General features: G+C 71.9%; 11 protein-coding genes. All 11 read right to left on the bottom strand.

What is annotated here, in order from left to right; genetic code table 11:
* Window positions 1-9 precede the first annotated feature (9 nt).
* Window positions 10-1407 carry an alkaline phosphatase family protein gene (locus ABT254_RS13700; protein WP_351468217.1) on the bottom strand — a complete coding sequence of 466 codons (1398 nt, stop codon included), beginning with the start codon at window positions 1405-1407 and terminating at the stop codon, window positions 10-12.
* Window positions 1404-2573 carry a metabolite traffic protein EboE gene (gene eboE, locus ABT254_RS13695; RefSeq protein ID WP_351468214.1) on the bottom strand — a complete coding sequence of 390 codons (1170 nt, stop codon included), beginning with the start codon at window positions 2571-2573 and terminating at the stop codon, window positions 1404-1406. Before eboE ends, ABT254_RS13700 begins: the two co-directional genes overlap by 4 nt.
* Window positions 2574-2576: 3 nt before the next feature.
* The gene (locus ABT254_RS13690; RefSeq protein ID WP_351468212.1) at window positions 2577-3425 is read right to left on the bottom strand and encodes a TatD family hydrolase; all 849 of its coding nucleotides are present in this window, start codon (window positions 3423-3425) and stop codon (window positions 2577-2579) included.
* Entirely contained in the window at window positions 3425-4150 is a 726-nt protein-coding gene (locus tag ABT254_RS13685) for an EboA domain-containing protein (protein ID WP_351468209.1), read from the bottom strand. Before ABT254_RS13685 ends, ABT254_RS13690 begins: the two co-directional genes overlap by 1 nt.
* A complete protein-coding gene (locus ABT254_RS13680; protein ID WP_351468206.1) occupies window positions 4147-5130 on the bottom strand; it encodes a sugar phosphate isomerase/epimerase family protein in 984 nt (327 codons plus the stop codon). Before ABT254_RS13680 ends, ABT254_RS13685 begins: the two co-directional genes overlap by 4 nt.
* A complete protein-coding gene (locus ABT254_RS13675) occupies window positions 5127-6317 on the bottom strand; it encodes an SCO3242 family prenyltransferase (RefSeq protein WP_450749603.1) in 1191 nt (396 codons plus the stop codon). Before ABT254_RS13675 ends, ABT254_RS13680 begins: the two co-directional genes overlap by 4 nt.
* 14 nt (window positions 6318-6331) lie before the next feature.
* Window positions 6332-7597 carry an inositol-3-phosphate synthase gene (locus ABT254_RS13670; RefSeq protein WP_351468201.1) on the bottom strand — a complete coding sequence of 422 codons (1266 nt, stop codon included), beginning with the start codon at window positions 7595-7597 and terminating at the stop codon, window positions 6332-6334.
* A gap of 95 nt (window positions 7598-7692) precedes the next feature.
* Window positions 7693-9039 carry a ThuA domain-containing protein gene (locus ABT254_RS13665; RefSeq protein WP_351469105.1) on the bottom strand — a complete coding sequence of 449 codons (1347 nt, stop codon included), beginning with the start codon at window positions 9037-9039 and terminating at the stop codon, window positions 7693-7695.
* Window positions 9040-9053: 14 nt separating this feature from the next.
* Window positions 9054-11558 (bottom strand): PQQ-dependent sugar dehydrogenase, encoded by a 2505-nt coding sequence (locus ABT254_RS13660; protein WP_351468198.1) that lies wholly within the window; start codon window positions 11556-11558, stop codon window positions 9054-9056.
* Window positions 11559-11653: 95 nt separating this feature from the next.
* On the bottom strand, window positions 11654-12658 hold the full coding sequence (locus ABT254_RS13655) for a sugar phosphate isomerase/epimerase family protein (RefSeq protein WP_351468195.1): 1005 nt from the start codon (window positions 12656-12658) through the stop codon (window positions 11654-11656).
* Between the two features lie 13 nt (window positions 12659-12671).
* Window positions 12672-13880 (bottom strand): Gfo/Idh/MocA family protein, encoded by a 1209-nt coding sequence (locus tag ABT254_RS13650; RefSeq protein ID WP_351468192.1) that lies wholly within the window; start codon window positions 13878-13880, stop codon window positions 12672-12674.
* Window positions 13881-13937 lie beyond the last annotated feature (57 nt).

Here is a 13937-nt window from a genome sequence, read left to right as displayed (position 1 = left end):
TGGGACCAGTCAGGAAAGACCGGCCAGTCGGAGCAGGAGTGACTTCACGTCGGTGGCCGCGAGGCGGTCACCGACAGCGCGGGGGGTGGAGCAGATGAGGAGCGGACCGTCGTCGTCGCTCGCAGGAAGGCGGCCGTGGCTGCCGCGAATAGGTGAGGGATCCAGGGGCACGACCGCCATGCGGTAGCGCATGCCGAGTTTCTTGCGCGCCAGGGCGGTGGCTGCCTTGACCTTGACGTACGGGTCGAGCGGATCCATGAACAATTCGACCGGGTCGTAGCCGGGTTTGCGGTGGATCTCGACGAGCTGCGCGAAGTCGGGGGCGCGGTCGTCGTCGAGCCAGTAGTAGTACGTGAACCAGGCGTCCGGCTCCGCGACGGCGACCAGTTCGCCCGAGCGCGGATGGTCGAGATGGTGGGTTTTCTTGCCCTCGTCGTCGAGGAGTTGGTCGATGCCCGGCAGGTCGGCCAGGGCCGCCCGGGTGGCCTCGAGGTCCTCGGGCCTGCGCACATAGACGTGGGCGATCTGATGGTCGGCGACCGCGAACGCGCGGGAGGCCATCGGGTCGAGGTACTCCATGCCGTCCTGCGTATGCACTTCGAGCAGGCCGGCGCGGCGCAGGGCCCGGTTGATGTCGACGGGGCGGTCGGCGCGGGTGATGCCGTACTCGGACAGCGCGACGACGGTACGGCCCTCGGCGCGCGCCTCGTCCAGGAGCGGGGCCATGGCGGCGTCCAGGTCTGCGGCCGCTTTCAGGGAGCGCGGGTCGTCGGGACCGAAGCGCTGCAGGTCGTAGTCGAGGTGAGGGAGGTAGCAGAGCGTCAGGTCGGGGTGGCGGGTGCGCAGGATGTGGCGGGTGGCGTCGATGATCCACCGGCTGGAGACCAGGTCCGCGCCGGGGCCCCAGAAGTGGAAGAGGGGGAAGGTGCCGAACTTGTCGGTGAGTTCGTCGTGCAGGGCCGGGGGCCGGGTGTAGCAGTCTGGTTCCTTGCGGCCGTCGGCGTAGTAGACCGGGCGGGGGGTGACGGTGATGTCGGTGTCGGCGCCCATGGCGTACCACCAGCAGATATTGGCGACCGTGTAGCCGGGGTGCGCGCGGCGGGCGGCGTCCCAGAGTTTGTCTCCGGCGACGAGTCCGTTGTGCTGCCGCCACAGGAGTACGTCGCCGAGTTCGCGGAAGTACCAGCCGTTGCCGACGATGCCGTGCTCGGACGGGTGGGTGCCGGTGAGGAAGGTGGACTGGGCGGCGCAGGTGACGGCGGGCAGGACGGTGCCGAGCGCGGCCCGGGAGCCGGACTGGGCGAGCGCTTTGAGGTGGGGCATGTGGTCGAGGAGACGGGGAGTGAGGCCGACGACGTCGAGAACGAGGAGGGGCGTGGGGCCCGGGCCGGCCCGGTGGGTGCTCATGGGAGTTCTTTCAGGCCGAGGTCGGTCAACAGGTCGCGGGCGAGGGTGAGTTCGGCGGCGATGCCGTCGGCGAGCTGGGTGCGGCCGCGGGGCCGCAGGTCGGACGGCAGTGCCTGCCAGGTGTAGGTCTCCACCTCGAGGTGGCGGGTGAGCGGGTGCGGGCCGCCCACGAGCCGGGTCAGCGCGGTCCTGAGCACGGGGAGCGTGGAGGTGAGGGGCGCGGCGGGGGCCGCGTGCAGCGGGACGTGGAAATGGGCGCGCCAGGGTGCCGCGTTGGGCAGGGCGCCGGCTACGAGGGCCTCACCGAGGTCGTCGGTGCCGCGCAGGCCGGAGGCGGTGGCCGTACGGGTCTGGTGCAGGAAACGGGGTTCGTCGAAGGCGGCGAGGGCTCTGCGGACCTCGGGGAGATGGGGGTGCTCGGCATGCAGGGCGGCTGAGAGCTGGGACTTGACGATGGGGACGCGGGCCGTGGTGAGCGCGTCCAGGGCGGTGTGCGGGTCTTCGAAGGAGGTGGCGAGATGGCAGGTGTCGACGCAGATGCCGATGCGGTGGTGGGCGATCGCGGTGAGCGGGGCGAGGGCGTCACCGGTGGTTTCGACGACGCAGCCGGGTTCGGGTTCGAGGCCGACGCGGATGGAACGGCCGGTCAGCTCAGCGAGGGCGTCGAGGCGTTCGCCGAGCGTGAGCAGGGCAGCTTGAGCCTTCGCTGCACGGGCGTCGTCATAGGCGGTGCGCCAGGCGAGCGGCAGCGTCGAGACGGTGCCCTCGGTGATGTCGTCGGGGAGGAGTCCGACGAGGACGCGGGCCAGGGCGGTGGTGTGGTCGAGGCGTTCCGGATCGGCCCAGTCGGGCCGGTACACGCGGTACTTGACCTCCTCGGCGCCGAAGCCCTCATAGGGGAAGCCGTTGAGGGTGACGACTTCGAGGCCGCGCCGGTCGAGCTCGGTGCGCAGGCCGCGCAGCGCGGACGGATCCGAGACCAGGGCATGAGCGGCGTCCTTGGCGAGCCACAGGCCGATGCCGAGACGGTCGCGGCCGAGGCGGCGGCGGACGGGTTCGCAGTGCTCGCGGAGCTGGGCGAGGACACCGTCGAGGGTTTCGGCCGGGTGGACATTGGTGCAGTAGGCGAGGTGGACGGCGGAGCCGTCCGGATGGCGGAAGCGCATGGCTCACGCCCCGCCGCGCAGGATCGAGTTGCCTTCGTGGGTGGCTCCCGTGGGCGTGATGTCCAGGTTCAGGCGGCCACTGAGTCCATAGAAGGCGACGGGGTTGCGCCACAGCACCTGGTCGACCTCGTCCTCGGTGAAACCCTCGGCCAGCATCAGGTCGCCGACTCTGCGGGTCTTGAGGGGATCGCTGCGCCCCCAGTCGGCGGCGGAGTTCACGAGCACCTGCTCGGTCCCGTACGCCCGCAGGATCGCGACCATCCGCTCCTCGTCCATCTTGGTGTCGGGATAGACGGAGAAGCCGAGCCAACTGCCGCTGTCCTTGGCCTCCTTGACGGTGGTCTCGTTGAGGTGGTCGACCAGGACGCGCTCCGGGGCCAGTGCGGACTCCCGTACGACGTCGAGGGTGCGGCGCAGACCGGCCGGCTTGTCGCGGTGCGGGGTGTGGACGAGCGCGGGCAGTTCGTGGTCGGCGGCCAGCTGGAGCTGGGCGGCGAGAGCGGTGTCCTCGGCGGGGGTCATCGAGTCGTAGCCGATCTCGCCGACGGCGACGACCTGGTCCTTGACGAGATAGCGGGGCAGTTCGTCGAGGACGGGCACGCAGCGCGGGTCGTTCGCCTCCTTGGGGTTGAGGGCGAGCGTGCAGTGGTGGGCGATTCCGTACTGGGCGGCACGGAAGGGTTCCCAGCCCAGGAGGGAGTCGAAGTAGTCGAAGAAGGAGCCGGGTGAGGTGCGGGGCTGGCCGAGCCAGAAGGCGGGTTCGACGACGGCGCGGACGCCGGCGGCGTGCATGGCCCGGTAGTCGTCGGTGGTCCGTGACGTCATGTGGATGTGGGGGTCGAAGATGCGCATCAGGACTCCTTGCCGTCGCTGCCGCGGCCGCCTTGCGGGGCGGACGGCGCGGGTGGGGTGGCCGTGGGGTCGGTCAGGGCCAGGACGCGGTGGAGGTCTTCCGGCACGGGACGGCCCGCGGCGCTGCGTTCGGCGGCGTAGTCGCCGAGCATGCGGGCGAGTTCCGAGTCGGCGTGGGCACGCCGGTCCAGGTCGGTGACCTCGTCGACGGGCACCCCCGTGAACAGGCACTTCAGGACGGCATGGCGCCAGAGGTGGGGGGCGAGGTGCCGGGCTGCGTAGGGCCCGAGGGCGGCGGCGAGGAGGCTGGTGTCGTTGGTGCGCAGGGCGTCCTCGACGAGCGGGAGGGCGTCCGGGCCGGTCACGAGGTGGGGCAGGGCGTACAGGACGGCGCGGCGTTCGGCGGCGGTGCCCTGGAAGTAGACGCGGCTGAGGGCGTCCGTGCCGGCGCGGGCGGCGTGCAGGATCAGCACGCGGACGGCGTCGGCGTGCTCGGGACCGCATCGTCGCCCGGCTTCGGCAAGGCGCAACTCCCATACGGCGATGGGCCCGTGGATGCCTGGCTGGGCGGCGGCCTCCTCCAGGGCCTGGTCCAGCCAGGCACGGGCGGCTCCGCCGAGGTGGGCCGTGAGGTGTCCGTGCAGGTCGGCCGGCGAGGTGAGGGCGAGGGTGGTGCCCTTGAAGTCCGCCGCGGGGGCGTCCCAGGCGGTGTGCGGGTGGGTCATGCGGTGGTGCTCCCTTCGGGGGTGGCGGAGGGATCGCCGTGCGGTGGGGCGAGGTCGGTCAGGGCTGCGGCCGTTTCGGCGGCGCGGCGGAGGAACGGGAGGGAGTGCTCGGCGAAATGAGGGCCCGCGTGGGAGTGGCGGGGCAGTTCGACGACGGTCAGCCCCTGGTAGCCGGTGGCGGCCAGGGCCGCGAGAACGGGTGGGAAGTCGATCTCCCCGTCCCCGAGAGGGAGATGTTCGTGGAGGCCGCGGCGCATGTCCTCGATCTGGACGTGCCGCAGCCAGGGGGCGGCGGCACGTACGCAGTCGGCGGGAGAGAGGGGTTCGAGGCACTGGCAGTGACCGATGTCGAGGGTCAGACCGAGGTTCTCCGGGTCACCGAGGATGCGGCGCAGCCGGTGGAAGTCGGCGAGGGTGGCCAGGAGGTGGCCGGGTTCGGGCTCGACGGCGAGGGGCACGCCGGCGGTGGTGGCGGCGTCAAGGACGGGGGTGAGCGCCTCGGCCAGGCGTTTCCACGCCGTGTCGGGGTCCGTGCCCACCGGTGTGAGTCCGCTGAAGCAGTGCACGGCGTGGGCGCCGAGATCGGCGGCGACCTGGACCGCGCGGATCAGCAGGTCGACGCGGCGGGCCCGGTCGTCCGGATCCGGGTCCAGCAGCGAAGGGCCGTGCTTGCGCCGGGGGTCGAGCACATAGCGGGCACCCGTCTCCACGGTGACGTGCAGCCCGAGTGCGTCCAGCCGCCCGGCGAGCCGGTGGGTGCGGGCGGCGAGGTCGGGCGCCAACGGGTCGAGGTGCATGTGGTCGAGGGTCAGCCCGACGCCGTCGTAGCCGAGGTCGGCGAGCAGGCCGAGGGCGTCGTCGAGACGGAGGTCGGCGAGCCCGTTGGTGCCGTAGCCGAAGCGGAGGGAGGGGGTGGGGTGGGGCCGTCGGGGCCGGCCGGTCGTCTCGCCGGCACCCGGACGCCGGAGCCCGGGGCTCATGTGACGCTCACCTTCCTCCCGAACCTCCTGCCGAGCGGGGCGAGAGCAGCGACGAGCAGAGCATTGACGCCGGCTCCCGCTCCCGCCCCGGAGCGTGCGGTGAGCGCGGCCTGGAGGGGGATCGTGGCGCGGATGCCGCCGGTGACGGCTCGTTGGGTGAGTGGGGGTGACGGGTTGAGAGCGGCGTGGAGGTAGGGGCGGACAGCGGTGGCTGCGTAGGCGGCGGCAAGGGCAAGGCGGAGAGCTGCGGAGGTCTTCTCCGGGGCAGGGCCACACGTCGGTCGGATCCGCGAGTCCGCACCTGATGCGAGGCCGTGGGCGCGGCGCGCGGCTGGGTCGCCGGGCAGACCCCGGGGGGCTTCGAGGGCCCCGGTGACGACACCCACGGTCTGACGCCAAGTGGCTACGGGTCGCTCCGAGCGTGCCCGGTCCCACTGACGCCCCGCCACCAGATCCCGGCCTGCTGTCTCCCGTCGGCCTGCCGAGGGTCGGGAAGGTCGGCGACCGACCAGCCAGGACAGCAGGCCGGTGGCGGCGAGGGCGGACAACGGGGCCAGCGGTGAGCCGCCTCTCGTCTCCTGGCGGGAGACGGCCGTCACGGCGAGGGTGTGTGTGCCGAGCAGCGCCGCGGGGCCCAGCGCGTCGCGGGTGCGGCCCGTGGTGGCGGCGGCGCCGAGGAGCAGGTCCAGTCCGCGGGCCGCGGCCATGGCGACCGGTCCGGCCGAGGTGTGCTTCAGGGCGAGGTCGTATGCCCAGACCGTGGCGGCGAGGGGCGCGGCGACCGCGAGGGCGGGGCGGCCTGCGCGGGTGGCGAGGGCGAGCCCGGCCCCGGTGAAGGCGCAGGCCGCGGTCAGGGCGGCGGCCGGGTGGATGCGGCCGGAGGGGAGGGGGCGGTGCGGGCGTTCGGCGGCATCCTCGTCGCGGTCGGCCCAGTCGTTGAGGGCCATGCCGGCCTCGTAGAGGCAGAGGGAGGAACCGATGGCGAGCAGGGTGCGGGGGTTCGGGGCGGCGGCGGTCGCTGCCGCGCCGGCGAGGGCATCACCCGGAACGGTGAACAGCGCCGGGAGGCGCAGTAGTTCGGCCCAGGCCTGCCTGCGGTTCGGGTGGTCCGCGTCGGTCCGCTCCGGGCGCGCTGCCCTTCCCCCTTCGGTGGCCCCGTCGCCCGCCTGGGAGGCCCGCCGCGTCATCACGGCGCCCCCGCTCACCGCGGCTCCCCGCGTCGCCCGGAAGGACCAGCAGGACCGGAACGGCCCGCTGCTGGGGCACTCCGCCGCCGTACGGCGGTCTTCCGCCCACCCGTGCCCTGCCCGCCCCGGCCACCTGCGGCTTCGCCCTCCCTGCCGCCCGCCAACCGCCCCGCAAACCCCGTCAGTGCCGCGTACTGCTCCGCCAACGACGAAGGCCCGTCCCCCACCGGGTCCTTGAAATAGAAGCCGAGCTCACCGAGCGGGCCGGACAGACCCGCCTCCTGGGCCCGGGCGACCAGGCGGGCCAGGTCCAGTACCAGCGGGGCCGCCAGGGCCGAGTCGCAGCCCTGCCAGGTGGTCTGGAGGATCATGCGGGTGCCGAGGAAGCCGTCGAAGGCGATGTGGTCCCAGGCGGTCTTCCAGTCGCCGAGGGCGGGGACGTCGTCGATGTGGACCTCGCCCTCGGGGGTCGTGCCGAGGGTGTCGGCGAGGACGCGCTCCTTGCCGGCGTTCTTCGCCGCGGCGGCGGCCGGGTCGGCGAGGGCGGCGCCGTCGCCCCCGCCGAGCAGGTTGGTGCCGGACCAGGCGCGGACCGCCAGGGCGCGCTGCGTGAACATCGGGCCGAGGACGGAGCGCAGCAGGGTCTGGCCCGTCTTGCCGTCGCGGCCGGCGTACGGCAGGCCGCTGGAGGCCGCCGCGGTGGCCAGCGCCGGGTGGTGCAGGCCGGTCGACGGGGTGAAGTTGACGTACGGGCAGCCCGCGCGCAGGGCGGCCGCCGCGTAGAGGGAGCTGGGCGGAAGGGACCGGCCGGTGGCGTGAGGCTCGGTGGAGGCCAGGTTCACCACCACGGCACGCGCCAGCCCGTGCCGCCGTACGAAGTCGGTGATGTCCTCGGTGAAGGCGGTGATCAGTTCGCCCTCGGTGCGGGTGTCGCCGGGGAGCGGGCCGCCGGGTCTGATCTCCCGGTCGGCGGCGGCCAGTTCGGCCGCGACCGCCGTGGGAAGGCCCGGTGGGAGGACGCCTCCGGCCGCCAGTGCTTCCGCGCGCTTGGGCAGGGCGCAGTCGAGCGTGTCGTGGCCGCCGAAGACGAGGGAGGAGAGGGGCGGCAGCCCGCTGCCCGCGAACGCGGCGGTCTCGATGACCATGCCGGTCGGCGGGTGCAGGCCCGCGGTCAGGGCGGCGCAGCCCGCGACCACCGTCGTGGCGACGGATCCGCGCGCCCCGATCAGCCATACACCGACGCGCTCTGGGGAGACGGGAACGGATTCGGACGCGGACATGGGCAGCCTCCTGGTCGAACGCGTCGTGAGTGAGCCCCGGGAAGAGAGGGGGGAAGACGGCGGGCGGAGGTCCGGCGTCCCCCGCCCGCCGCCGCTCAGTCGCCCTTGGCGGGCAGTTCCTTGATCCGGATGTCGCGGAAGGACACCTGGTCCTCGGCTCCGTGGTTCTGGATGCCGAGGTGTCCGTCGACGAGGCTCCGGGCCGGATCGGTGTTGGTGAAATCGTTGATCTTCACGCCGTTGAGCCAGACGCGCAGGCGTTCGCCCTCCACGCGGATCTCGTACGTGTTCCACTCCCCCGGCGGGTTCAGCGCACGGTCGCGCTTCTTCAGGTCGGCGGACCGGAAGCCGTAGACGGACCCGGTCGTCTTCTCCGGGACGTCGGTGGCGTCGATCTGGATCTCGTAGCCGTTGTCCACGGCCGACCACGGGTCGTCCGAGGGCGGGAAGCCCACGAACACACCGGAGTTGTCGTCACCGTCCGCGCCGGCCATCTTCCAGTCGAGCTTCAGTGAGTACGAGGAGAAGCCCGAGGTGGCGTACCAGAGCAGGCCCATGCCGCCCGACGATGTCAGCGTGCCGTCGTCGGCCCGGGTGAAGGAGCCGGGGCCTGCCTGTTTCCAGGCGTTCAGCGAGGCGGCCGTGCCGTCGAAGAGCGGCCGGTAGCCGTTCTCCGCGCGGCAGTCGGCCTGGGCGTCACCGGTCGCCCAGCGCAGCCCGCCCAGCAGGTGCTGCCGGAAGGCGGGTTCGGTGTACGACTCCTTGGTGTGGCCGCCGCCCGTGTAGAAGGCGCGGCCGCCCTGGTAGTTCTGGCACCAGGCGATCGGATGGTCGCCGTTCATGGTGCCGCCGGTGTAGGAGGACTCGTCGAGCGAGGCCAGGACATGGACCCGGTCCCGGGGGTTGGAGCGGTAGTTGTACCACTCGTCCGTACGGTTCCAGGTCCGTTCAAGGCCCGAGGTCGCCGGGTGGGCGCGGTCCTCGACGTTCACCGCCGCGGGCTGGATCGCAGGGTGCCCCTGGAAGTAGGCGCCGACCAGGCCGCCGTAGAACGCCCAGTCGTACTCGGTGTCGGCGGCGGCGTGGATGCCTACATAGCCGCCGCCGTGCCGGATGTAGTCCTCGAAGGCGCTCTGCTGGGCGTCGCCGAGGACGTCTCCGGTCGTCGACAGGAACACGACCGCGTCGTAGCGCCGCAGGTTCTTCGCGGTGAACGCCGTCGCGTCCTCGGTCGCGTCCACCGTGAAGCCGGCGTCGGCGCCGAGCTGTTTCACCGCCTCCACACCTGTCGGGATCGAGTCGTGCCGGAAGCCGGCCGTCCTGGAGAAGACCAGCACCCGCTTCCCGTCCTTCCCGGAGTGCGAGGCGGCGGGCCCCGAAACACAGCCGAGGAGCAGTGCGGCACCTACAACGGCGGTTGTCAGTCGGCCTGTTGAGCGCATCACGTTCCCTCCTCTCAGCCGGTCGTGAAGGTGAAGTCGTCCACGTCGAACAGCGCGCCCGTTCCGCCCTTGAAGACCAGGTAGAGCTTGGTGGTGCCCCTGGGGGCGCGGGACAGGTCGGCGCTGACGTCCTGGAAGGTCTCCCAGCCGCCGGTCACCGGTACGGTCGCCTTGCCGAGCAGCGTTCCGGTCGCGGAACCCGCGCGGACCTCCAGCGTCCCGCCGGCGCCTCCTGACGCGATCCGCGCCGTGATCTTCTTGGCGTTGCTCAGCACATACGGCGTGAAGGCGATCCAGTCGCCGTTGTCGATGTCGCCGACCGTCTTGCCGCCGTGCGCGGTGTCCTTGGTGATGACGGAGACGCCGGAGGCGTTGTTGAAGTGCTCGGCCTGGCGGTGCCTGGGCTGCAGGACGCTCTGGTCGTGCGAGGTGAGCGGGGCCTGGCCACCGCCTCCGCCGTCGGTGTACTCGGCGTCGAGGACCCCGAAGATGTTGGCGTCCTCGTCGTGTCCGCCGTCCGCGCTGGTCTGGATGGTGCCGGTGCAGCCGCTCGCGGAGGTCTGCGGGTGGCCGTGGGTGTCGTGGCCCAGGATGAAGTTGACCTTGACCTTCGAGCAGTCGACGGCTGTCCCGTCCTCCGGGTCGGTGACCCTCACCTTGAACGGGATCGCGTCACCGAAGCTGAACAGCTGCCCGTCCTGGGGAAGTTCGAGCGTCACCCTGGGCGCGGTGTTGCCCACGACGATCTGCACGCTCGCACTTCCGGTGCGGCCGGTCGGGTCCTTCGCGGTCAGGGTCGCGGTGTAGGTGCCGTTCTTCTTGTACTTGTACGTGGGGTTCGCCGCCGTCGACCTGCCGCCGTCGCCGAAGTCCCAGCTGTACGTGAGGGCGTCACCGTCCTGGTCGGAGGTGCCCGCGGAGGAGAACTGCACCTTCAGCGGTGCCTGCCCGGAGGTCCTGCTCGCCGCCGCCTGCGGAACCGGTGAGTGGCCGTCGGTGGCGTTCTCGATGCGGTACAGGGCGGAGTGGTCGTCGCCGCCGAACCAGGCGGTGCCGTAGTCGAGGACGTACAGGGCGCCGTCCGGGCCGAAGGCCATGTCCATCACCTGGGTGCCGGTCCACGGGAAGGCGTTGATCGACTGGACGGTTCCGCTGCCGTCGCTCACGATCCGCTTGATCCAGCGGCGGCCGAACTCCCCGGCGAAGAAGTTCCCGTCGTACGCCTCGGGGAACTTCACGGGCGAGTCGAGCGAGGCGTCGTAGTGGTAGACCGGGCCGCCCATCGGGGACTCGGAGCCGTCGCCGAACTCCGGTACGGACGGGCCGTTGTACGGGATCCAGGCGGGCTGGGCCGGGGGCAGGTCCGTGAGTCCGGTGTTGTGCGGGGAGTTGTTCTTCGGTGCGTTGCAGTCGAAGGAGGCGCCGGAGGTCTTGGTCGCGAAGTCGTAGTCGACGTAGGCGTCGTTGGCGCCGGTGCAGTACGGCCAGCCGAAGTTGCCGGGGCCGGTCACCCGGGCGAACTCGACCTGGCCGGCGGGGCCGCGGGCCGGGTCGGCGGCGCCCGCGTCGGGGCCGTAGTCGCCGACGTAGAGGATGCCGGTCTTCTTGTCGACGCTGAAGCGGAACGGGTTGCGGAAGCCCATGGCGTAGATCTCGGGCCGCGTCCTGTCCGTGCCGGGCGCGAAGAGGTTGCCGTCGGGGACGGTGTACGAGCCGTCGGCGTTCACCTTGATGCGCAGGATCTTGCCGCGCAGGTCGTTGGTGTTGCCGGCCGAACGCTGGGCGTCGAAGGCCGGGTTGCGGTCGGCGCGCTCGTCGATCGGGGTGTAGCCGTCGGACTGGAACGGGTTGGTGTCGTCGCCCGTCGACAGGTACAGGTTGCCGGCCGCGTCGAAGTCGATGTCGCCGCCGACATGGCAGCACAGGCCGCGGGAGGCCGGGATGTCGATGACCTTCTTCTCGCTGGCCGTGTCGAGGGTGCCGTCGGCCTTCAGGACGAAGCGGGAGAGCCGGTTGACGCCGTCGAAGGGCGCGAAGTCGGCCGCGGTTCCGGTCTCCGGGGCGTCACCCGCGGGGGTGTTCAGGGGCGGTGCGTAGTAGAGGTAGATGGCCCTGTTGGTCGCGAAATCCGGGTCCACGCCGACGCCTTGGAGGCCTTCCTCGTCGTGGGAGTAGACGTTCAGCTTGCCGATGAGCCGTGTGTTTCCGGCCGCGTCCGTGAGCCGGAGTTCGCCGTCGCGCGAGGTGTGCAGGACCGAGCGGTCCGGGAGGACGGCGAGGGACATCGGCTCGCCGACCTCCGCCTCGCCCTTGGCGAGGGTGACCTGCTGGAAGTCCTCCGCCGCCGCGGGGGCCGCTCCCGGGTCGGCGACGGCTGCGCCGGCCTGGGGAGCGGTGAGCGTGAGGGTGGCGCCCGCCAGCAGTGCGCCGCTGAACAGCGCAACTGCCTTGCGGAAGAACGGGCGTCGTCTGTGGGTCTCGATTCTGTCGGTGCTGGTGGTGCGGTCGTTCCCGTGCACGAATGCCTCCAGTGAGGGGCCGGTTGTACGGGCGGGTGCGGTGCGCCGGGATGCGCCGTCATCCCGGAACTCACGGAAGAAAGAACGGAGTTGGTCTACTCGTTGCCGCCGAACGCCGCGTCGAAGGAGGCCGACGGTGGTTGGAAGTCGTAGGCCTTCAGACGGGTGAGGGCTTCTGGTGCGCCCTGGAGCCGGTCCATGCCGGCGTCCTCCCACTCCACGGAGATGGGCCCCTGGTAGTCGATGGAGCGCAGCATCCGGAAGACGTCCTCCCAGGGGACGTCGCCGTGGCCGGCCGACACGAAGTCCCAGCCGCGGCGCGGGTCGCCCCAGGGCAGATGGGAGCCGAGGCGGCCGTTGCGGCCGTCGAGGCGTTTGCGGGCCTCCTTGCAGTCGACGTGGTAGATCCGGTCACGGAAGTCCCACAGGAAGCCGACCGGGTCGAGGTCCTGCCACACGAAGTGCGAGGGGTCGAAGTTCAGACCGAAGGCCGGGCGTCCGCCGACGGCCTCCAGGGCGCGCCGGGTCGTCCAGTAGTCGTAGGCGATCTCGCTCGGGTGGACCTCGTGCGCGAACCGCACGCCCTCCTCGTCGAAGACGTCGAGGACCGGGTTCCAGCGCTCGGCGAAGTCCTCGTAGCCGCGCTCGATCATCGACTCCGGGGCGGGCGGGAACATGGCGACCAGGTGCCAGATGGCGGAGCCGGTGAAGCCGATGACGGTGTCGACGCCGAAGGCGGCCGCGGCGCGCGCGGTGTCCTTCATACGCTCGGCCGCGCGCCGCCGTACACCTTCCGGGTCGCCGTCGCCCCACACCTCGGCCGGCAGGATGGCCCGGTGCCGTTCGTCGATGATGGCGTCGCAGACGGCCTGGCCCACCAGATGGTTGGAGACGGCCCAGCATTTGAGGCCGTACTTGTCGAGCAGCTGCTTCCTGGACTCGATGTAGGTCGAGTCCGCGAGTGCCTTGTCGACCTCGAAGTGGTCGCCCCAGCAGGCGAGTTCGAGGCCGTCGTAGCCGAAGTCGCGGGCGAGGCGGCAGACCTCCTCGAGTGGGAGGTCGGCCCATTGTCCGGTGAAGAGCGTGAACTGTCGCGGCATGCGCGGGGCCTCCTCAGACCGCTATGGGCGTGTAGACGGAGTTCTTCTCGGCGCTCTCCTCCACGGCCGCCAGTACGCGCTGCACCTGCAGCCCGTCGGCGAAGGAAGGTTCGGGTCGGCGGCCCTCGGCGATCGCGTGGACGAGGTCGCGGGCCTGGTGGACGAAGGTGTGCTCATAGCCGAGTCCGTGACCCGGCGGCCACCAGGCGTCCAGGTAGGGATGGTCGGGTTCGGTGACGAGGATGCGGCGGAAGCCGGCGTGCACGCCGGGTTCCGTGGCGTCGTGGTACGACAGCTCGTTGAGGCGCTCCAGGTCGAAGGCCAACGAGCCGCGCTCGCCGTTGAGTTCGATGCGCAGGGCGTTCTTGCGGCCGGTGGCATAGCGAGTCGCCTCGAAGGAGGCGAGGGCGCCGGAGGTGAAGCGGCCGGTGAACAGGGCGGCGTCGTCGACGGTGACCTGTCCCGTGCCGGCGGAGGCGACCGAGGACAGGCCGCTGGTGGCGCCGAGGGGCAGCGGCCGCTCCCGTACGAAGGTCTCCGTCAGGGCGGAGACCCCGGCCAGCCGCTCCCCCGCCAGGTACTGCGCGAGGTCGACGATGTGCGCACCCAGGTCGCCGAGCGCACCCGAGCCGGCCTGGTCCTTGCGCAGCCGCCAGGTGAGCGGGAACTGCGGGTCCACGAGCCAGTCCTGGAGGTACGTCACCCGGAGGTGCCGCAGGGTGCCGAGCCGGCCCTCGGCGACCATGTTCCGGGCGAGCGCGGTGGCGGGCACCCGGCGGTAGTTGAAGCCGACCATCGCCAACTGCCCGCGTTCGTATGCCACTTCGGCCGCGGAGGTCATCGCCGAGGCCTCCTCCACCGTGTTGGCGAGGGGCTTCTCGCACAGCACGTGCTTGCCGGCGGCGAGGGCGGCCAGGGCGATCTCGGCGTGGCTGTCGCCGGGGGTGCAGATGTCCACGAGGTCGATGTCGTCCCGGGCGATCAGGGCCCGCCAGTCGGTCTCGGCCGAGGCCCAGCCGTGCCGGTCGGCCGCCGCGCGCACAGCCTGCGCGTCGCGTCCGCAGATCGCGGCCAGGACCGGGCGGAGCGGCAGGTCGAAGACGCGGCCCGCGGTGCGCCAGCCCTGGGAGTGGGCGGCGCCCATGAACGCGTAACCGACCATGCCTACGCGCAGCGGCGGCTTCGCGACCTCCGGTCCGTCCGGCTGCTGGGGCTGTCCCATACGGATGTCCTCCTCGTCCTCGTGGTGAATGCGCCGTGGGGGGTGCGGGGCGGGGTG

The organism is Streptomyces sp. NPDC001137, from assembly GCF_040298885.1.
In the GTDB taxonomy this organism is placed as follows: domain Bacteria; phylum Actinomycetota; class Actinomycetes; order Streptomycetales; family Streptomycetaceae; genus Streptomyces.
The sequence above is the reverse complement of the archived record's forward strand: the minus strand, read 5'-3'. Positions and strand labels throughout refer to the sequence as shown.